At 29.9% G+C, this 20171-nt stretch carries 18 protein-coding genes; 16 read left to right on the top strand and 2 right to left on the bottom strand.

The window, feature by feature from the left end:
- The first annotated feature begins 116 nt into the window (after nucleotides 1-116).
- Both rpsD and JOC62_RS08140 read left to right on the top strand, forming a co-directional pair.
- A complete protein-coding gene (gene rpsD, locus JOC62_RS08145) occupies nucleotides 117-710 on the top strand; it encodes a 30S ribosomal protein S4 (protein WP_204594760.1) in 594 nt (197 codons plus the stop codon).
- Nucleotides 711-912: 202 nt separating this feature from the next.
- Nucleotides 913-1632, top strand: a complete 720-nt coding sequence (locus JOC62_RS08140; RefSeq protein WP_204594759.1) for a Bax inhibitor-1/YccA family protein — start codon at nucleotides 913-915, stop codon at nucleotides 1630-1632.
- An 83-nt stretch (nucleotides 1633-1715) separates the two neighbouring features.
- Here the strand turns inward: JOC62_RS08140 and JOC62_RS08135 are convergent, their stop codons facing one another.
- Nucleotides 1716-2681 carry a TDT family transporter gene (locus JOC62_RS08135; protein WP_204594758.1) on the bottom strand — a complete coding sequence of 322 codons (966 nt, stop codon included), beginning with the start codon at nucleotides 2679-2681 and terminating at the stop codon, nucleotides 1716-1718.
- Between the two features lie 368 nt (nucleotides 2682-3049).
- Here JOC62_RS08135 and JOC62_RS08130 point away from each other — a divergent pair, with 368 nt between their 5' ends.
- From JOC62_RS08130 to JOC62_RS08080, 11 genes are all read left to right on the top strand, one after another.
- Nucleotides 3050-5119 carry a molybdopterin oxidoreductase family protein gene (locus JOC62_RS08130; RefSeq protein WP_204594757.1) on the top strand — a complete coding sequence of 690 codons (2070 nt, stop codon included), beginning with the start codon at nucleotides 3050-3052 and terminating at the stop codon, nucleotides 5117-5119.
- A gap of 71 nt (nucleotides 5120-5190) precedes the next feature.
- Nucleotides 5191-6387, top strand: coding sequence for a molybdopterin molybdotransferase MoeA (locus tag JOC62_RS08125; RefSeq protein WP_204594756.1), 1197 nt, complete (start codon nucleotides 5191-5193; stop codon nucleotides 6385-6387).
- Nucleotides 6388-6389: 2 nt separating this feature from the next.
- Nucleotides 6390-6965: a molybdenum cofactor guanylyltransferase gene (locus tag JOC62_RS08120; protein ID WP_204594755.1), complete on the top strand. Its 576-nt coding sequence runs from the start codon at nucleotides 6390-6392 to the stop codon at nucleotides 6963-6965.
- A 1-nt stretch (nucleotide 6966) separates the two neighbouring features.
- On the top strand, nucleotides 6967-7476 hold the full coding sequence (mobB, locus tag JOC62_RS08115) for a molybdopterin-guanine dinucleotide biosynthesis protein B (protein ID WP_204594754.1): 510 nt from the start codon (nucleotides 6967-6969) through the stop codon (nucleotides 7474-7476).
- Nucleotides 7477-7478: 2 nt separating this feature from the next.
- On the top strand, nucleotides 7479-7970 hold the full coding sequence (locus JOC62_RS08110) for a MogA/MoaB family molybdenum cofactor biosynthesis protein (RefSeq protein ID WP_204594753.1): 492 nt from the start codon (nucleotides 7479-7481) through the stop codon (nucleotides 7968-7970).
- A complete protein-coding gene (modA, locus tag JOC62_RS08105; protein WP_204594752.1) occupies nucleotides 7955-8731 on the top strand; it encodes a molybdate ABC transporter substrate-binding protein in 777 nt (258 codons plus the stop codon). Before JOC62_RS08110 ends, modA begins: the two co-directional genes overlap by 16 nt.
- A 2-nt stretch (nucleotides 8732-8733) precedes the next feature.
- Nucleotides 8734-9390 (top strand): molybdate ABC transporter permease subunit, encoded by a 657-nt coding sequence (gene modB, locus JOC62_RS08100; protein ID WP_204594751.1) that lies wholly within the window; start codon nucleotides 8734-8736, stop codon nucleotides 9388-9390.
- 13 nt (nucleotides 9391-9403) lie between these two features.
- Nucleotides 9404-10423 (top strand): molybdopterin-binding protein, encoded by a 1020-nt coding sequence (locus JOC62_RS08095; RefSeq protein WP_204594750.1) that lies wholly within the window; start codon nucleotides 9404-9406, stop codon nucleotides 10421-10423.
- Between the two features lie 4 nt (nucleotides 10424-10427).
- Nucleotides 10428-10904 carry a cyclic pyranopterin monophosphate synthase MoaC gene (gene moaC, locus JOC62_RS08090; RefSeq protein ID WP_204594749.1) on the top strand — a complete coding sequence of 159 codons (477 nt, stop codon included), beginning with the start codon at nucleotides 10428-10430 and terminating at the stop codon, nucleotides 10902-10904.
- A gap of 9 nt (nucleotides 10905-10913) precedes the next feature.
- The gene (gene moaA, locus JOC62_RS08085) at nucleotides 10914-11894 is read left to right on the top strand and encodes a GTP 3',8-cyclase MoaA (RefSeq protein WP_423882976.1); all 981 of its coding nucleotides are present in this window, start codon (nucleotides 10914-10916) and stop codon (nucleotides 11892-11894) included.
- A 2-nt stretch (nucleotides 11895-11896) separates the two neighbouring features.
- Entirely contained in the window at nucleotides 11897-12325 is a 429-nt protein-coding gene (locus tag JOC62_RS08080; RefSeq protein ID WP_204594748.1) for an MOSC domain-containing protein, read from the top strand.
- A 113-nt stretch (nucleotides 12326-12438) separates the two neighbouring features.
- Here the strand turns inward: JOC62_RS08080 and yjeM are convergent, their stop codons facing one another.
- A complete protein-coding gene (gene yjeM, locus JOC62_RS08075) occupies nucleotides 12439-13938 on the bottom strand; it encodes a glutamate/gamma-aminobutyrate family transporter YjeM (RefSeq protein ID WP_204594747.1) in 1500 nt (499 codons plus the stop codon).
- A 237-nt stretch (nucleotides 13939-14175) separates the two neighbouring features.
- Here yjeM and JOC62_RS08070 point away from each other — a divergent pair, with 237 nt between their 5' ends.
- The 3 genes from JOC62_RS08070 (at nucleotide 14176) to JOC62_RS08060 (ending at nucleotide 20146) form a co-directional block, all read left to right on the top strand.
- Nucleotides 14176-16335 (top strand): YhgE/Pip domain-containing protein, encoded by a 2160-nt coding sequence (locus JOC62_RS08070; protein WP_204594746.1) that lies wholly within the window; start codon nucleotides 14176-14178, stop codon nucleotides 16333-16335.
- Between the two features lie 25 nt (nucleotides 16336-16360).
- A complete protein-coding gene (locus JOC62_RS08065) occupies nucleotides 16361-18520 on the top strand; it encodes a YhgE/Pip domain-containing protein (protein ID WP_204594745.1) in 2160 nt (719 codons plus the stop codon).
- A 195-nt stretch (nucleotides 18521-18715) separates the two neighbouring features.
- Nucleotides 18716-20146, top strand: coding sequence for a sigma-54 interaction domain-containing protein (locus tag JOC62_RS08060; RefSeq protein ID WP_204594744.1), 1431 nt, complete (start codon nucleotides 18716-18718; stop codon nucleotides 20144-20146).
- Nucleotides 20147-20171 lie beyond the last annotated feature (25 nt).

The following is a 20171-nucleotide window of genomic DNA, read 5'->3' as shown; positions in this document are numbered from 1 at the left end:
TCGAAAAACGAAGATAAATACAAAAAATAAGATAATTTAATAATGATAATCATTTTCAATAAGAGAAATATTATGTTATTATGTTTCCATAAAGTATTTTTATAGGAGGTAAATAGATGGCTAAAATGAGAGGACCACGCTTTAAGATGTGTAGAAGATTAGGACTTAATGTTATAGGTCATCCTAATGCAATGAAGCGTGCCGCTAGAGGTACAAGTAGAGCAGATAAAAAATTATCTGACTATGGTGTAAGACTATTAGAAAAACAAAGATTAAGAGCTTACTATGGAGTATTAGAAAAGCAATTTTCAAGATACGTAAAAGAAGCCTTTAAATCAAAAAGACAACCAGGTGAAGCTTTATTATTAAGACTTGAATCAAGACTTGATAATATGGTTTACAGAATGGGATTTGCAAGCTCAATTAGAGCTAGTAGACAAATGGTTAATCATGGACATTTTCTAGTCAATGGGGAGAAGGTAAATATTCCTTCATATAAGCTTAAGCCAGGAGATAAAGTGATGCTTAGAGAAAAATCACGTAAAGTAGAACTTTTTACTAATACATTTAAAGAAAATGAATTAAATAGCTTACCATACATAGAAAAAGATGTGGATAACTTTATTGGAACTTATGTAAGAGAACCAGAGAGAAATGAGTTGCCAATAGAAATAGATGAACAACTAATAGTCGAATTCTACTCTAAATAATAATAAAAAAGCCTTCATATATAAATACAGTATATTTTGCCATAAGATAAGTATTAGGCTCGTGCAGGAGCCTAATACTTATTTTTATATAATAAATTATAAAAATTTTTATGAAAAATGAAAACATACAATAAATTGACACAATTACAATGTATAATAACTTTATAAAGTGATAGAATTAAATTTGAAGGGAGATGTTTATATGAATATAGGAGAAACTAATCCAGCATTAGAAAAGGGATTTAAGAGTGCAGTTGCAGATGGAACTACAATGACTATTGGAGGAACAATAGTAAAGATATTAATTCTACTTGCAATAGTTGCAGCATCATTTGTATATAGTTGGTTTTATATACCTTATAGTGCTGGAATAATGGGAGTAGTTGCTATAGGAACATTTATCGTAGCTATGATAACAAGCTTTTCACCAAAGGCATCACAGTTTACAGCAGTAATTTACGCAGCTTTTGAAGGATTACTTTTAGGAAGTATATCACAATTATTTAATGCTATGTATCCTGGAATAGTACTACCAGCAATTATGCTTACAATTGTTGCAGTTGTAGTAACTGTTACAATATATGGCAAGAGACCTAGCATAGCAGAAAGAACTAGAAAAGGTGTAATGATAGCAATTGGGACAATAATAATTACATCATTAATAGGAATTGTCCTTATGTGGTTTGGAATAACATTACCAATATACAGTAATGGTCCAATAGGTATTATATTTAGTTTAGCTGTTGTAATTATTGCTACAATAAGCTTAATGCAAGACTATGACTTTATATTAAGAGGAGTTCAATATGGAGCACCAAAATATATGGAATGGTATGGAGCATTTGGATTAATGGTAACATTAATCTGGTTATACATGGAGATATTACAATTATTAGCGAAGATATTCTCAAGCAATGATTAGTTCATAATAAGTAAAAAGCTACCACAAGATTTGTGGTAGCTTTTTTATAGTAATTTTATTAATGTTTTAGGAAATAATAAAAATTATTTAGTAAATTTCCTTGCTGGTATGTTAAATAGGAAAGTAAATACAAACTTATAGAATACAAATCCTATAACTGCAGTTGCAATAAAGAATTCAATACCAGCTATTTCAGTTACAATTCTTGATGCTGTAGTATATCCAAGGCTTGCTAAGTATCCCTTTACTTTAAATGATGCTGCAAATGAAACAGCAAGTGGGAATGTAAGGGCTGCAAATGTTGGATTAAATCTTAATGAAAAGAATTTAGGGAAATTAATATAAACAAATAAAGTTGTAAGTAGTGTTAATGCAAAGAAGAACATTACTATGTATATATTAGCATCCTTAAATAATGTTATATAGCTTATAGTACAAAGACTTGCAGGCGCTGCAAAAATTGCAATTAATGGATAATGTTCATCCGGCACTTCTAAAGTACAAAGTCTATATATAACTACAGGTAAGAATGTTAAAAATGCTATAACTACAAAATAAAATATTGGCTTAACTAATGCTGTTTCATGCATCTGAGGACTAGTAGTGCAAGAAACAGAAACACCAACTAAAAGTGCGTACCAACAAGGCAGCACAAATTTCATATTAAATCCAATTATAACGTGTCTTACTAGGAAGAACAAAACAAATATAACATTTAATATTAGTCCAAAAAACCATAATCCTTTTCCAAGTGCATAATTAAATTTAAGGAAATATACACCTATGTTCATTAGAAGCATTGTTGAAGTTGGATATAATGCCATTAAAATTGTATTATTCATTTCATTCCATACAACATCAGGATGTCTTAATACTTTATAAGCAGCGAATATTAGAGCTAAACATCCTATAAATATAAAGATTGATCTGACTGCTGTAAATTCAAAATTATCATATAAATTAGTAAGGGTAACTGCACCAAGACATGTACCGATAAATGCTATAGGGTATTCCTTTAGCTCTATTTTGGAAATACTATTATTGTTCAAAAAATCACCTCGAAATTATTTCTTAATATACATTTAGTATTAATGTATTATAAAATTTGAATTAGATAAATTATTAACAAAGAAAAGCAAAAACCAAGTAAAGCAAGAACTTTAACTAATGGAGTAGCTTTTAACTCTTGTGAATTCTTTTTTTTCAAAGAAATCCCTCTCTTTCCATAGTAAATATTATTAATAATATACTATGATAATAAAGAATTAGCAAAAAGAAAAATGTGATATTTATCACGAAAAATTGTAAACAAACTGTGAACAAAATATAATTTGTGATGATTATCACATTTATTGAATAAAGATACTGTTAAAATTATAACTAAATATGGCGTTTAAATTAAGGAGATGAATTGTTAATGGAAGTTAAACAATCTGTGTGTAATTACTGTTCTACAGGATGTAATCTAGATTTTAGTGTGGAAGACGGAAAAATAGTAAAAATATTAGGTGATAAAGATTACCCAGTAAATGCAGGTACTGCTTGTATTAAGGGTTTAAATTTAGATAAACAATGTACTGAATACGGTGCTCAAAGACTACCTCTACTTAGAGGTGAAGATGGAAAAATGCATGAAATATCATGGGATGAAGCGTTTAAGGTCTTTGCAGAGAGAATGACAGAAATACAAGAAAAGTATGGTAAAGAAAGTGCAGCATTTATAAGTACAGGACAATTACCAATGGAGGAGATGGCTCTACTTGGATTAGTTGGAAGAGGATTTATGGGAATGCATGGAGATGGTAATACAAGACTTTGTATGGCAACATCTGTTGTAGCATATAAACAAAGCTTTGGATTTGATGCTCCACCATATACTTTAAATGATTTAGAACTTTCTGATACAATGATATTTATAGGAGCAAATCCAGCTGTAGCACATCCAGTATTATGGGGAAGAATAAGAAAAAATAAGGGTGCTAAAAAGATAGTTATAGATCCTAGAAAATCAGAAACTACAAAATTTGCAGATGAATGGTATGGAATAAAGCCAAAGGCTGACTTAGAATTTCTTTATACATTAGCTAATGTTCTTATACAAAAAGGGTATATTGATGAAGGATATATTGAAAAGTATACAGAAGACTTTGAAGGATTCAAAGAACATGTTAGTAAATATAAGTTAGAGAATGTTCTTGAAAATACAGGAATAACAATAGAAGAAACAGAAAGATTGGCTGAAACTATACATAATGGAGAAAAAGTTTCATTCTGGTGGACTATGGGAGTTAATCAAGGATATGAGGCAGTTAGAACAGCACAAGCAATAATAAATATTGCTGTAATGACTGGAAATATAGGAAGAGAAGGAACAGGTCCAAATTCAATTACAGGTCAATGTAATGCTATGGGATCAAGACTATACAGTAATACTGCATGTCTTTATGCTGGAAGAGATTACGCAAGTGAAGAGGATAGAAAGTTTATAACTAAGGTTATGGGAATAAAGGATGAATATATCCCAACTAAGCCAACAATGGCGTATCCAGAGATAATACAAGGTGCATTAGATGGAACTATGAAAGCACTTTGGATAGTTTCAACAAACCCAGCTGACTCATGGATTGATAATAATAAGTTTAAAGAAGCAGCAGAAAAAATTGATTTCTTAGTAGTGCAAGATTTATATAGTGATACAGATACTGCAAAACTTTGTGATTTATTCTTACCAGCAATACCTGGAATAAAGAAAAATGGTACATATATAAATACAGAACGTAGAATGTCTGCATTAGTACCTTTAATTGAAAAAGGTGAAAATGAACTTACTGATTTTGAAATACTAACTGGGATAGGTAAGGCTATAGGTAAAGAAAAAGAATTAGAAATGTGGAAAACTCCAAGAGATGTATTTGAACTTCTTAAAAAATCATCAGAAGGAATGCCTTGTGATATAACAGGTGTAGAATATGATATGATTAGAGAGAGTAGAGGAGTTCAGTGGCCATTTAAAAAGGGTGATAAATTAGAGCAAGATGAAAGAAGACTTTTTGAAGATGGAAAGTACTACAGACCAAATGGTAAGATGAAGTTTATGTATGAAGATGTAAAGGAGAATAAAGAAAAGCAAAGTAAAGAGTATCCTTACATATTAAATACAGGAAGAGGTACTGTAGGACAATGGCATACTCAAACTAGAACAAGAGAAATACCAATAGTTACAAAGACTACATCAGCTGAAGCTTATATAGAAATAAGTGAAGAGATAGCTAAAGCTCATGGTATAGAAGATGGAGATATGATTGAAGTATCATCATCAAATGGAGAAGTGGTTAAAGTAAAAGCTAAAATAAATGCTGGACTTAAGAAAGATCAAGCATATGGTCCAATGCATTATATTGAAATTAATACTTTAACAAAAGGGGCTTTTGATACTTACTCAAGAGAACCATCATACAAATATGTAACGATTAATATAAAGAAATAAAATAATTAAATTTAATGCTCATTCTGCATAAGGAGTGAGCATTATTATTAATTTTAAGGAGAGAGTGTATTATGATAAGTCTAGAGGAAGCTAGAGAGTTATTATTTAGTAAATTAAAAAAAATGGATTATGAAGAAGTTAGTATTGAAGATTCATTAGGTAGAGTACTTTATGAAGATATATATTCTGAAATTGATAATCCACCTTTTCCACGTTCACCTCTAGATGGATATGCAGTACGAGGAGAGGATACTAAAGGTGCATCTAAAGAAAATCCTATAGAACTTAAAACTATAGATAAGATATATGCAGGCTATGTATCAGAAAAAGAACTGGGAAAAGGTGAAGCAATAAGAATAATGACAGGAGCACCAATACCAAATGGAGCTGATTGTATTATAAGACAGGAAGATACCTTAGAAGATAAAGATTCTATAGTGAAAATATATAAAGAACATAATTCTTATGATAATTATTGTTATAAAGGAGAAGACTTTAAGATTGGAACGAAGCTTTTAAAGAAAGATGTACTTATAACATCATCAGAAATAATGTGTATAGCATCACTTGGGATTGATAAAATTAAGGTTTATAAAAGACCAGTTGTTGGAATATTAAATACTGGAGATGAGATTCAAAATCCAGGAACAAAATTAAAGTATGGAAAAATCTATAACAGTAATGGATATTTTTTAAAGAGTAGATTACAAGAGCTTGGTTGCGAGAGTATAGTTTATAGTCTTATATGTGATGAAGACCTAGAAATAATTAAGGGTATAGAAGAGCTTGAGGAAAATTGCGATATTATAATTTCTACAGGAGGAGTTTCTGTTGGAGAAAAGGATAGAGTTAGAATAAGTGCTGAGAAAGCAGGTTATGAAATTTTATTTTGGAAGATAGACATGAAGCCTGGTTCTCCGATGTTTGGAGCTCATAAAGATGGGAAAGTATATATAGGGTTATCAGGAACGCCAGTTGCAGCGGCTACAAGCTTTGAACTTACTTGTAGAGAAGTCATAGGTAAGATGCTATCTTCAGATGAAATAGCACTTAAAGAGAGAGAAGCTATATTAATGGATGATTTTAATAAGGTATCAAACAAGAGAAGATTTTTAAGAGTTAATATAAATTCTAAAAATGAAGTTCATATAAATAATGTATATCAAACACCAGGTCAAGTACACACTATGATAAATAGCAACGCAATACTTGAAGTAAGACCCAATACATCTTTAAAGAAAGGTGACAAAGTTAAGGTATTAATATAATTATGATTAGAAAGAGTGCAGTAATACTGTCAGGTGGAAAAAATACAAGAATGAACTATAAAATAAAAGCGTTTTTAGAGTTTAAGGGAAGTAGATTTATAGAAAGAGCATTAAATGCAATTTCAGATTATGAAGAGAAGATAATATCTTGCAATGATATAGACAAATATAGCGAGTTTAAAGATAGAGCTATATTAGTTTTAGATGATTTTAAAGACATAGGACCGATTAGTGGTATCTATTCTTCATTAAAGAAGGCTAGCTTCTCTTCTGTATTAATAGTTGCAGGAGATATGCCTTTTTTAAGTAGAGATATTTTAAAGTATTTAGGGAAATATGACTTTGTAGAAGATGCTTTAATTCCAGTAGTTAATGGGCGTATACAACCTCTTTGTGGCATTTATAAGAAAAGTATTTTAGGTGTTATAGAGGAAATGATTGAAAAAGATAACTACAGACTTAAAAGTTTATTAGAAAATATAAATACTAGATATATAGATATAAATGAAGAAGATAACTTTTCAAACATTAATACTGTAGAAGAGTATAATAAACTAATTAGAAAAGAGAGTGAGTAACATGGCATTTGTAGTAAATGTTGTTAGTGAAGTATCGAATGTTGGAAAAACAACAGTTATTGAAGGTATGATAAAAGAGCTTAAAAGTAGAGGATATTCAGTAGGAACAATAAAACACGATGCTCATGGATTTGATATAGATAAAAAAGGAAAAGATACTTATAGACATAGAGAGGCAGGTTCTGAAACTGTAATAATATCATCTGAAAATAGAATGGCAATGATAAAAGAAGTAGAAAATGAAGTGCCTCTTGAAGAATTAATTAATATGGTATCTGATAAAGATTTTGTAATAGTAGAAGGATATAAAAAAAGTTCTCTTCAAAAGATTGAAATATTTAGAGGAGAAGTTAGTAAGAAGATAATTACTCCAAGGAATAAATTAATATGTTTAGCAACAGATACAAAATTAAATATACAAGGAGTAAAAGAAGTCTATATTAATGATTACGAAATGTTGATAGACTGTTTAGAAAGTTTGAAATATAATGGAAAAGAGAGGAGATGTTAAAGATGTATACTCTAGGGATAATAACCAGTAGTGACAAAGGGTCAAAAGGAGAACGTGAAGATAAGAGTGGAGAAGTTATAAAAAATATAACTGAAAAGTGTGGGTTTATAACAAAAAGGTATGTAGTTCTTCCAGATGAAAGAGAAGAACTTGCAAATGAAATGAAATATATGAGTGATGAGATAGGTGTGGATTTAGTGCTTACAACAGGAGGGACAGGTTTTAGTGATAGAGACATAACTCCAGAGGCAACTAAAGATATAATACATAAGGAAGCTCTTGGAATAGCAGAAGCTATTAGAAATTATAGCTTTACAATAACAAAAAGAGCAATGTTATCTAGAGGGACTGCTGGTATTAGAAACAAAACACTAATTGTAAATATGCCAGGAAGTCCAAAGGCATGTGAAGAAATATTAGATTACATATTAAATGATTTAAAACATGGATTAGATATAATGAAAGGAAGTGCTTCAGAATGCGCAAGAAAGTAATAGCAGGACTGTTAGTTGGAGCTATGACGTTTTCGTTAATATTAGCTGGATGTGGAAGTAAAAAAGAAAGTGAAAATAAAGAGATCACTGTAAGTATAGCAGCAAGTCTACAAAAACCAATGGATAAAATTAAAGATGAATTCCAAAAAGAATCTGGAATAAAGGTTAATTATAATAGCGGTGGATCTGGAACACTTAAAAAGCAAATTGCTGAAGGTGCAAATGTTGATATATTCTTTTCAGCAAACACTAAGTATGCTAATGAATTAGTAGATGAAGGATTAGTAAAAAAAGATGAGACTTATAATTTCCTAAGAAATTCTTTAGTGTTAATAGGAAATAAAGATAATGAGAAGGAAATAGATAATTTAGATGAATTAAAGAAGGTAAAAGGTAAAATTGGAGTTGGAGAAGTATCAACAGTTCCAGCAGGGCAATATACTAAACAAACTTTAGATAACCTAAAGATTTGGGATTCTTTAAAGGATAAATTTATTTATGCAAAGAGTGTTACAAATGTAGTAAACTATGTTGAAAGTGGAGATGTAGATTATGGATTTGTTTATAAAACAGATGCTATGAATCTAAAAGATAGTAAGATAGTTTATGAAGTACCAAATGATTATCATAAGATGATAGAGTATTCTTTATGTATCTTAAAAGATAGTAAGAATATGAATGAAAGCAAAAAGTTTATTGACTTTTTAAAGGGTGATAAGAGCAAGGAGATATTTAAGGAATACGGATTCGGAGTAGAATAAAAATGATGTTAAGTGCATTTGTCATATCATTTAAGGTAGTAATAGTTTCAGTAGTTATAACCTTAGTATTATCAATAATTGGATCATATTTCTTAGTTGAAAGAGGAATCAAGGGGAAGAGTTTTATAGAGACTATAATGATTTTTCCAATGTTTCTTCCACCTTCAGCTGTAGGATATTTAATATTAATAATTTTAGGAAAAAGAGGATTTATTGGAGAATTTCTTTCTAACAATTTTGATTTAACAATAATATTTACATGGTTTGCAGCAGTAGTTGCAGGTGTTATTGTTTCTCTTCCTGTAATGTATCAGAGTATTAAAGCACCACTTTTAGGAGTGAATGAGGATATAAAAAATGCAGCAAGAGAAATGGGAGCAAGTAATATTCAAGTATTTAAAAAGATTAGTTTACCATTATGTAAAAAGGGTATTCTTACAGGGCTAATATTAAGTATTGCAAGAGTTTTTGGAGAATTTGGTGCTACTATATTAGTTGCAGGAAATATTCCAGGAGAAACTCAGACAGTTCCGATGGCTATGTATTATGCTATAGAAAATAATGATGAAACAACTGCAAAGACAATACTTATTATAATTGTTATTATTTCTGTGATTTTAACAATGTCATACAACAGAATACTTAAAAGAATATCTTAAGGAGAGAACAAATATGAAGAGTGTTAGAGTACAAGATGCTGTAGGAATGGTATTATGTCATGATATTACAAAGATAGTACCAGGAGAGTTTAAAGGAAGAGCCTTTAAAAAAGGTCATATAATAAAAGAAGAAGATATAAATGAATTATTATCAATAGGAAAAGAACATATTTATGTCTGGGAAAATAAAGAGGGTGTTCTTCATGAAAATGATGCAGCTATAAGATTAAAAGATTTAGTTTGTGGAGAAGGATTAGAGTTTGGAGAAATAAAAGAAGGTAAGATTAACTTTATAGCTTCAAAAGATGGTCTTTTAAAAATAGATAAAGAAAAGTTACTAGAAATAAATATGCTAGGAGATATAATAGTTTCAACTATACAAAATAATACTCCTGTAAAGAAAGGTGAGCTTGTTGGTGCAACAAGAGTAATTCCTTTAGTAATTGATGAAGAAAAGATAATAGAAGCAGAGAAATTAATAAAAGAAAAGATAATTAAAGTTATAGATATTAAACCTAAAAAGGTACACATGATAACTACAGGAAGTGAAGTATATCATGGAAGAATAAAGGACGCATTTGGACCTGCTGTAAAGAAAAAGATAGAGTATTTCGGATGTACTTTAGAAAATCAGGTTATACTTCCAGATGATAAAGAAGGAATAGCTTTAGAAATTAAGAAGGCTATAGATTCAGGTGCAGAAATGATAGTATGTACAGGTGGTATGTCTGTAGACCCTGATGATGTAACTCCAACTGCAATAAAAGAGTGCGGAGCAGAAGTTATAACATATGGGGCACCAGTACTTCCAGGAGCAATGCTATTATTAGCATATAGTAGAGATATTCCGATATTAGGTCTACCAGGATGTGTAATGTATTCTAAGAGAACTGTCTTTGATTTAGTGTTACCTAGAATATTAAGTGATGAAAGATTAAGTTTTAGAGATATTGCGTTATATGGACATGGAGGATTATGCTTAAGCTGTGAAGTTTGCACCTTTCCACATTGTTCCTTCGGAAAAGGAGAATAATTTTATGAAAGATAGATTTACACATTTTGATAATGAAGGAAATGCAGTTATGGTAGATGTAACTGAAAAGAATAAAACTGAGAGAGTTGCAATTGCAACAGGAAAAGTTAAAACAAGTAAAGAGACTATTGACCTTATAAAAAATGGAGAGATAGGAAAAGGTGATGTTCTTGGAGTGGCAAGAGTTGCAGGCATTATGGCAATTAAAAAAGCATCAGATTTAATTCCTATGTGTCACCCACTTATGATAAATGGATGTAGTATAGACTTTGAAATAGATGAAGATAATTCAGAGATTATAATTAATTCTAAAGTGAAAATCTTTGAAAAGACAGGTGTTGAAATGGAAGCTTTAACAGGAGTTTCTGTTGCAGCATTAACTATCTATGATATGTGTAAAGCTGTAGATAAGAGAATGGAAATAGGCGGAATACACTTAGTTAAAAAAACTGGTGGAAAGAGTGGAGAATTTAATTATTAGTGTTTTGAGGTGAGGACAATACAAGATAGATATGGAAGAAATGTAGACTATCTTAGAATTTCTATTACTGATAAATGTAATTTAAGATGTGTATATTGCATGCCAGAGAAAGGAAGTGTATTCTGCAAAGAAGAGAAGAGACTTTCTAATGAAGAAATTTATAGAATTGCAAGGGAAGCATCAAAGCTTGGTATTAGAAAGATAAGACTTACAGGGGGAGAACCTCTTGTATGTCCTGGGATAGTTGACTTAATAAAAAGGATAAATTCTATAGATGGAATAGAAGAAATTGCAATTACAACAAACGGAATATTATTAGATGATAAAGCAAATGAGCTAATTGATAATGGACTAAAGAAGGTAAATATAAGTTTAGATACATTAGATAAAGTTAAATACTCTAAAATAACAAGAGGCGGAAGCTTAGATAAGGTTGTATCAGCTATTGATAAATGTTTAGATAGAGGAATTAAGGTTAAGCTAAATGTAGTTATAATTAAGGGCATTAATGATGATGAAATAATTGATTTAGTAAACTTAACATTAAATAAGAATATGGATGTTAGATTTATAGAACTTATGCCAATAGGTGAAGGTAAAAAGTATACTGGATTATCAAACGAAGAATTAATTAAATTTTTAAAGGATAAAGAGCTTAAATTCAAAGAAGAAAAGAGAAATATGCACGATGGACCGGCTGAGTATATAAAGCTCGAAAATGCAATAGGTAGAGTTGGATTCATAAGTGCTATGAGTAATTGTTTTTGCAGTGATTGTAATAGAATAAGAATTACAACAGATGGAATGCTTAAGCAATGCCTAAATTGGAAAAGTGGAATCAATCTTAAAGCTCTTTTAGAAAATGGAGTTAGTGATGATGAGTTAAAAGCTACAATTAAAGATGGCATATATAATAAGCCAGAAAAGTATTTATTTAAGGTTCAGGATAACAATAAAGAAGAAAAGTTTATGAATGAAATAGGAGGATAGCTATGGCAAAGATAGCAGCAATTTGCACAAGTCCTAAAAAAGGAACTGCGAAATATAAAGTAGAAGAGGCGCTTTTAATTGAAGATTTTGGAGTAAAAGATGATGCTCATGCAGGAAAGTGGCATAGACAAGTAAGCTTATTAGAGCTTAAAAAGATCGAAGACTTCAACGCACAAGGCGGTAATGTTAAGTTTGGAGATTTTGGAGAAAACATCGTAATAGATGGAATAGAAGTTGATGAACTTCCAGTGGGTCAAAAGATTCAAATAGGAGAGGCTATCCTAGAAATAACTCAAATAGGGAAGAAGTGCCATAATGAATGTGAAATATTCCATAGAGTAGGAAAGTGTATAATGCCTATACATGGCGTATTTAGTAAAGTTCTAAAAGGTGGAACTATTAAAGTTAATGATAAAGCAGAGTTAATATAAAAAATAGCTAATGTAAATAGTAAGAATAAATATAGTTAATGTAATAAGAAGGCATATAATTTTAAGTAATTATATGCCTTCTTTTATATTTATTTTTTAATAAGATATTAAAATTACTTATTAAATTTTAGTTTCTTTTCGTATCTATCATAAAGTATTAATGCAATAGCACCAAATACTACTGGTCCTGCAATTTGGAATATTGTTGCAACATAGTCACCAGAGTCTAATATCGGTTTTATTATAGTAAATATATTTGCAAAGGCAATAGTTATTATAACTATAATTGTCCAAATTGTTGTTGCTGTATGGCTCTTATACATAACAAATGGCTTATGTATATTTTCCTTTTTCTTAAATGAAATAAATGCAAAAGCAATAAATGCATAAGGAATTGTCATAGCAACATTACTCATTAGTATTAAATAATTTAAGAATGTTGAAGCTGTATCTCCACCGAATGATGAGATTAAAATAATAGCTACAACTACAATGCATTGAACCCACATTGCATTCTTTGGCATATTGTTTTTATCAAGTTTAACCCATGATTTTGGCCATATTGCTTTAGGTGTACCCTCGATAAGTTGTTTTATTGGAGAGTATGTTAATGTAAAGAATGCACCCATTAATGCTAAGAACATTGATAGTCCAATAAATCTTGAGAAGAATGCGCCTAAAGCTGCTGCACCAGATGCACCAAGATTTAATGCAAGACCTAAAGTATAGCCTAAGTTATTCATAACAACGTAACCTGCATTAGCCATATTAACTGTAGTTTTATCTAGCGTAATAGACCAGTTTGTAAAGAAACCAACACATAATATTCCAAGTGAGTATCCAATTGCAATAACTATAGCAGCTATTTTAACTCCCTTAGGGAAAGTTTTTTCTGGATGTTCAGTTTGGTCAACTAATCCACCAATAGCTTCAAGTCCACCATATGCAAAGATTGCAAATACCATAAAGCCTAAAATACCAATAGGTGATTGATAGGCCGGATTTGGCGAAGAAACGAAGGAGGATGCTGCAATTGGTTGTGCTAATTTAAAATCATTTGCTACAAGTACTATAATTGCACCAATTAATAAAATTATATTTGAAAGTGCTATAAATGTACCACCAATAGATGTAACTTTTTTAATTCCATTTAATCCTTTTGAAGCAGTAAATGTGATTATAACAAATAATATTATTGCAAGAACTGCCATAGTATGTGGAGCACTTAATCCAAATAAAGACCAAGTAGAAGTTTTATCTTCTCCAAATATCATATTAGAAAGTGGAACCCATATTGATGATGATGTAGATACCATCCAAATTATGTATGAAGTATACCACATAAATGTTACAACAAATGCATACTTAGATCCTACAGATTTGTCCATCCATGAATAAATCCCACCTTTTTCATTTTTAAAAGCAGCACCGTATTCAGCCATCATGAATGAATATGGAATAAAGAATGTAATTGCTGATAATATGTACCATGGAATTGCACCATAACCCATAAGTAAGTAGGCTCTAGCTATATTTGTAAATCCAAATACAGAGGTGAATATCATTAGTATCAGTGATATAAGTGTCAGTTTTTTATGATGATTTTCGCTCATTATGTTCCTCCTAAATGTCAATGTTGTTTTATATAATATTTAACTTTATCACATTAAAGCTATAAATAAGTTAAATAAATATAAACATTTCATTAATAGTTATATATAGATATTGAGATTTTATGCAGCATAACGACATGTGGTAGAAAATAAGACATAGAAACTTAACAGAAAATTTTATAATAATACATTTAAAGTTGATAAAATTAATATTGTGAAAATATTTGGAGGTGAATTATGAAAAATATTCTTTCTGTATTTAAGAGAGATATGAGAGCAATTATTAAAAATCCAGTTGCAATGTTAATAATAGCTGGAGTATGTGTTATCCCTTCACTTTATGCATGGGTAAATATAGAAGCTTGTTGGAATCCTTACGAAAATACAAGTACAGTTCCAATAGCTGTGGTCAATAACGATAAAGGGACAACAATAGGTTCTAAGGAAATGAACATGGGGGATGAAGTAGTTTCTGAACTTAAAAGTAATAAATCAATAGGATGGAAATTTGTTAATTCTAAGCAAGCTAATATAGGTATTATAGATGGTACATACTATGCTATTATAGAAATTCCAGAGAATTTCTCAAAGGATCTTACAAGTCTTACAACAGATAGCCCTAAGAAGCCAGAAATTACATATAAGGTTGATACAAAGGCGAATCCAGTTGCAGGTAAGATTACAGAAGTTGCAGAAGGACAGCTAGTTAATGAGATTAAATCTAATTTTGTATCAACTGTAAATAAGACTGTATTTTCTTCACTTAATCAAGTTGGAGATAAGCTTGAAAAGAATAAGGATGAAATAATTCAGCTTAAAAATGCTGTAATTAATATAAATAAGAATATTAATCTTATTTTAGGTGCATTAGGAGATACAAGTAATAATGCTAAAAACTTAAATACTTATCTAAACAGTATAAAAGATACTCTTCCACAAATAACAAGTGGAATTAATACAATTCAAGATAGTACTAAAGAGTCAAAGGAATTAACTACTTATACAAAAAATACAATGAATAATTCTTTTAATAGCTTAGATATTAACTTAAATCAAATACATTCCTCAGGAAATAAAATGAGTGTTTTATTGGAAAGTTTAAATAAAGCATTATCATCTGGAACTTCTGAAGGAGTAAGTACAACAATATCAATAATGAAGCAAGAAATTAGCTACATGAATGGTAGTATTGATAATATCGTAAAATTCTTAACTGAATTAAATAAGAAAGCAAGTAATAGTAAAATTTCTGATATGATTTCTTCATTGAACAATTTAAAGGCATCATTAAATAATGAAAATGATAAGCTAGATGATTTAGATAAATCTCTTCAATCAACAGGAAAGTTAAATAGTGATATATTAAGTCAATTAGATTCTTTAAATTCTTCAATGAACAACAAAACAAATTCAGTTATAAATGAGTATAATACAAATACTAAAAAGGCACTTACAGGAATTTGTGATAATTATATTAAAGCAACAGAAGAAGCAAATAAGCTACTTGGTAGTTCAAAGGGAATGGTAACAAATATAGATAAACTTATAGGATCAGCACTACAAGGTACAAGCTTAACATCAGATACAGCAAATGATTTAAAAGAAAAACTAGAGTATTTTAAAGGTGGAATAGGTGAGCTAAGCAAAAAGCTTGGAGAAGTTAGCAATGATAATCTAGCTGCTATTGTATCAATACTCCAAAGTAAGCCAGAAGTTATGGGTGAGTATATATCAAACCCATTTAATATTAAAGACGAATCAATATATAAGGTTGCAAACTATGGCTCAGGTATGGCGCCAATATACTCTGTACTTGCAACATGGGTTGGAGGCCTTGTATTAACATCACTTCTTTCAACAGCTGTAACTGAATTTGAAGGAAGCGAAAATCTTACTATAAGACAAAAATATTTAGGAAAATTTATTACATTTGCATTACTTGGATCAATACAAGGATTTATTATTGCATTAGGTGATAAGTATTTATTAGGAGTTCAAACTGTAAATACACCGTTATTTATACTATTTGGTGTCCTTTGTTCCTTATCATTCTGTACAATTATCTATACATTAGTATCACTATTTGGAAATATAGGTAAAGCAATTGCAATAATACTTATGGTAATTCAAATTGCGGGTTCAGGAGGAACTTATCCAATTGAAGTTGATCCAAAATTCTTTAGAGTATTGCAACCATTTTTCCCATTTACTTATGGACTTGGAGGTTTTAGAGAAGCTATAGCTGGACCTCTTATAAGTAGCGTAGTACTTGATATTGTAATGTTAATTGTATTTGCAGCAATAGCATTAATTATAGGTATATTATTTAAGGAAAAGGTATGTAAACAAGTAAAGAAATTTGAAGATAAATTTGAAGAATCAGGAATAGCGGAATAGAAGGATTATTCTTTAGGAGGAAAACATGAAAAAAATATTCAAGGTTTTTAAGAGAGATATAAAAAATATCATTAAAAATCCAGCAGCTATAATTATTATAACTGGTCTATCCTTTATTCCTTCACTTTATGCATGGGTAAATATAAAGGCATGCTGGAACCCTTACGTAAATACAGGATCAATACCTGTTGCAGTAGTAAATGAAGATACAGGAGCAACTATAAATGGTGAAAGTGTCAATGTGGGGAATAAAATTGTTGATCAATTAAAGAAAAATAAAGATATAGGATGGCAGTTTGTTGGGGATTGGCAAGGAAATTATGGATTAAATGAAGGAAACTATTATGCGTTAATAGAGATACCTCAAAATTTTTCTAGCGATTTAGTTAGTTTATCAACTAAAGACCCTAAAAAACCAGATATAATATATAAAGCAAATGAAAAAGTAAATGCTATAGCAACTAAAATAACATCTGTAGCTAAAAGCCACTTAACACAAGAGATAAAAAGTAATTTTATAGATACTGTAAATAAAGAAGCTTTTAAGTATTTAAATAAATTTGGAGACGAAATTAAAAAGAATAAGCCACAAATATTGCAACTTAAAACCTCTTTAGATCAGGCACAAAATAACCTAGATAAAATATCAAATCAATTAAATACTTCAACAGGAGATATAAGTGATATTCAAAAATATTTAGGTGAAGCAAAGAATCAATTACCAACTGTTACTAATTCAATAAATTCTCTTCAAGGTATGGTACAAGGAAGTAAGGAGTTAATAACAAATACACAGTTAAGTACTCAGAATTTAAGTAATGGAATGAAAAATGATTTGCTTCAAATACAAATGATAAATGATAAATATAATGAGCTTTTAAATAAGCTTGGGGATATAAATAATAACCCTGTAGATGTTATAGCACTAGATAAAACAATAGATCAAATGCAGTCAACTCTTGATACATTAAATAAAACTATAGAATCCAATAAACAGACTTTAGAAGATATAAATAAAACTTCTAAAGATGATAAAATACAAAAGCAAATAGATATTTTAAATGCTCTTCAAGGAACAATAGCCCAAGATAAGAGTACATTAACTAGTTTAAAGGGACTTATTGATTCAGGAAAAATTACAGATGGTGCAGATAAGCTTCTTAAAACATTAGATAACTTAAGCACAAGCTTTTCAAGCAATTTAACTTCTTCAAGTAATACTTTTTACAATAGTACATTGCCAGCATTAAATGCAATAGGAAGTAATCTATCACAAGGAGCTACAAATGCTAACAATGTATTAGAGGGAAGCAAGGTTGTAATTCCACAATTAAATGCTTTAGCAAACTTTGGAATAGCAAGTGGGGATGTAGCATCATCACAAATATCTAATGTAAGTTCTAAATTAACTGAATTCAGGAGTAAATTAAATTCAGTTCAAAATGAAACAAAAGATATTACAAGTAGCAGTTTAGATGAAGCAATTAAAATGATGGAAAAAAGCCCAGATGAGATGGCATCATTTATGTCATCACCTATAGAAGTTAAAACTGTAGAGGTTTATGATACAGGAATATTTGGTGTTGCACTTACACCATTCTATACCGTACTTGGTATATGGGTTGGAATACTTCTAATGTTAGCTCTTCTAACAACTGAATGTGAAGATTTTGAAGATGGAGAAAAAATATCAGTAATGCAAAAGCATTTTGGTAAGCTATTATTATTTTTAACAGTAGGTATAATTCAAACTGTTATAGTATTAGCAGGTGACATTGGGATTTTAGGTGTAAGACCCGAAAATACTTTATTATTCTTTGGAATGGGACTTTTATCATGTATAGTATTTACTATGATAATATTCACCCTTGTTTCATTATTTGGTAATATAGGTAAGGCAATAGCAGTAGTAATTATGGTATTCCAAATAGCAGGGGCAGGAGGAATATATCCAATACAAACAAATCCAAAGATATTTGAAATTCTAGAACCATTATGGCCATTTACTTATGCAATTGATGGATTTAGAGAAGCCATCGCAGGTCCGATATGGAGTAATACAATTCATGATATAAAGATGCTTTCTTTATTTGGAGTAATATTCTTTATTCTTGGAGTTGTAAAGAAAAATATATATAAAGTAACAATGTTTATGGAACATAAATTTAAAGAGTCTGGATTATAATAAAGAAAGGAGCAAAGCTCCTTTTTTTTATTTTTAGCAAACATAGATAGATTAAATTAACTAAATTTAGTTAATTTTTAAAAGATAATCTTTATATAAATTTAATTATAATTATAAAAAATAGAAATATCTTTTAAATTGTCTAAATTTTGAGTATTATAAAGAGAGATAGACACTTAACGGGGGCGAGGAATTATGAAGAATCATGTAAACGAAAACATGAATCGTAAGAGATATGAGTTTACATGGGATGAACTAGATTCAATAATAGAGTCATCCTATGATGGGATATATATAACTGACGGTGAGGCAAATACCCTAAGAATAAATAAATCATATCAAGATATTACAGGATTAAAAAGAGCTGATATGATAGGAAAGAATATGAGAGATTTAGAAATTGAGGGTTTTATATCAAAATCAGCTACTTTATTAGTGTTAGAAAGTAAGAAAAGTGTGACAATGGAACAAGAGTATAAAAGCGGAAGAAAGGTTATGATATCTAGTACGCCTATATTCAATAAAGAAGATGGAATTTCATTAGTAGTTACTAATGTTAGAGATGTTACTGCTCTGGCAGAACTTAAAGAAAAGTTAGAGATAAGTGAGAAGATTACAGAAAAGTATTATCAAAAGCTAGAGCATATGAAGGCGAGTGTTTTAAATACTGATGAGATAATTGCTGAAGACCATAAAATGCTAGAAACACTAAAGCTAGCTAATAGAGTAGCGAAAGTGGATACCACTGTCCTTGTTTTAGGAGAGACTGGCGTTGGAAAAGAAGAGATATCTAAGTATGTACATAAAAATAGTAATAGAAGAAATGAACAGTTTTTAGAAATAAATTGTGGAGCAATACCTCAATCTCTTATTGAAGCAGAATTATTTGGTTATGAAAAAGGTTCATTTACTGGAGCAAATAAAGTTGGAAAGATAGGACTATTTGAAGCGGCAGATGGTGGAACTTTATTTTTAGATGAAATTGGTGAATTGCCATTAGATATGCAAGTTAAGCTGCTTAGAGTATTACAAAAGAATGAAATTACAAGAATTGGGGCTATAAAACCTATAAAGGTTGATGTTAGGATAGTTGCAGCAACTAATAGAAACTTAGAAGAAATGGTAGCAAATAAGACTTTTAGAGAAGACTTATACTATAGACTTAATGTTGTTCCTATAGTAATACCACCTTTAAGAGAGAGAAAACAAGATATAATGCCGTTATTAAATCATTTTTTATCACATTTTAATGGGAAATATGGGCTTGAAAGCTATTTTAACTCAGAGGTACTTAAGTGCTTTTATGAATATAGTTGGCCTGGAAATGTTAGAGAACTAAAAAATGTGGTAGAAAGATTAGTTATTATGAGTGATAAACAAAAAATATCTATTAATGATTTATCTGAGAACTATAGGCTACATTTAAAGGATAAATATATTTCACAGGATGAGGAGATAATTCCATTAAAGCTAGGGGTAGAGCAGTTAGAGTACAAGCTTATAAAAAAATCCTTTGAAAAATACGGAAATGTTAGAAGTGCAGCTTCAGTTTTAGGAATAGATGCATCTACATTTGTAAGAAAAAGAAAAAAATACGAAAAAAAATATAAGGAAGAAAAAGAATAATGGCACAAACCTTGCTTTAAATATA

Source organism: Clostridium sardiniense (assembly GCF_016907995.1).
Taxonomy (GTDB): Bacteria; Bacillota; Clostridia; order Clostridiales; family Clostridiaceae; genus Clostridium; species Clostridium sardiniense.
Note: the sequence above shows the minus strand (reverse complement) of the source record. Positions and strands in the feature narration are given on the sequence as shown.

Bases quoted from the DNA above. Each gene is read 5' to 3' on its own strand.
- rpsD (WP_204594760.1), top strand. From the start codon at position 117: ATGGCTAAAATGAGAGGACCACGCTTTAAGATGTGTAGAAGATTAGGA.
- JOC62_RS08140 (WP_204594759.1), top strand. From the start codon at position 913: ATGAATATAGGAGAAACTAATCCAGCATTAGAAAAGGGATTTAAGAGT.
- JOC62_RS08130 (WP_204594757.1), top strand. From the start codon at position 3,050: ATGGAAGTTAAACAATCTGTGTGTAATTACTGTTCTACAGGATGTAAT.
- JOC62_RS08125 (WP_204594756.1), top strand. From the start codon at position 5,191: ATGATAAGTCTAGAGGAAGCTAGAGAGTTATTATTTAGTAAATTAAAA.
- JOC62_RS08120 (WP_204594755.1), top strand. From the start codon at position 6,390: ATGATTAGAAAGAGTGCAGTAATACTGTCAGGTGGAAAAAATACAAGA.
- mobB (WP_204594754.1), top strand. From the start codon at position 6,967: ATGGCATTTGTAGTAAATGTTGTTAGTGAAGTATCGAATGTTGGAAAA.
- JOC62_RS08110 (WP_204594753.1), top strand. From the start codon at position 7,479: ATGTATACTCTAGGGATAATAACCAGTAGTGACAAAGGGTCAAAAGGA.
- modA (WP_204594752.1), top strand. From the start codon at position 7,955: ATGCGCAAGAAAGTAATAGCAGGACTGTTAGTTGGAGCTATGACGTTT.
- modB (WP_204594751.1), top strand. From the start codon at position 8,734: ATGATGTTAAGTGCATTTGTCATATCATTTAAGGTAGTAATAGTTTCA.
- JOC62_RS08095 (WP_204594750.1), top strand. From the start codon at position 9,404: ATGAAGAGTGTTAGAGTACAAGATGCTGTAGGAATGGTATTATGTCAT.
- moaC (WP_204594749.1), top strand. From the start codon at position 10,428: ATGAAAGATAGATTTACACATTTTGATAATGAAGGAAATGCAGTTATG.
- JOC62_RS08080 (WP_204594748.1), top strand. From the start codon at position 11,897: ATGGCAAAGATAGCAGCAATTTGCACAAGTCCTAAAAAAGGAACTGCG.
- yjeM (WP_204594747.1), bottom strand. From the start codon at position 13,938: ATGAGCGAAAATCATCATAAAAAACTGACACTTATATCACTGATACTA.
- JOC62_RS08070 (WP_204594746.1), top strand. From the start codon at position 14,176: ATGAAAAATATTCTTTCTGTATTTAAGAGAGATATGAGAGCAATTATT.
- JOC62_RS08065 (WP_204594745.1), top strand. From the start codon at position 16,361: ATGAAAAAAATATTCAAGGTTTTTAAGAGAGATATAAAAAATATCATT.
- JOC62_RS08060 (WP_204594744.1), top strand. From the start codon at position 18,716: ATGAAGAATCATGTAAACGAAAACATGAATCGTAAGAGATATGAGTTT.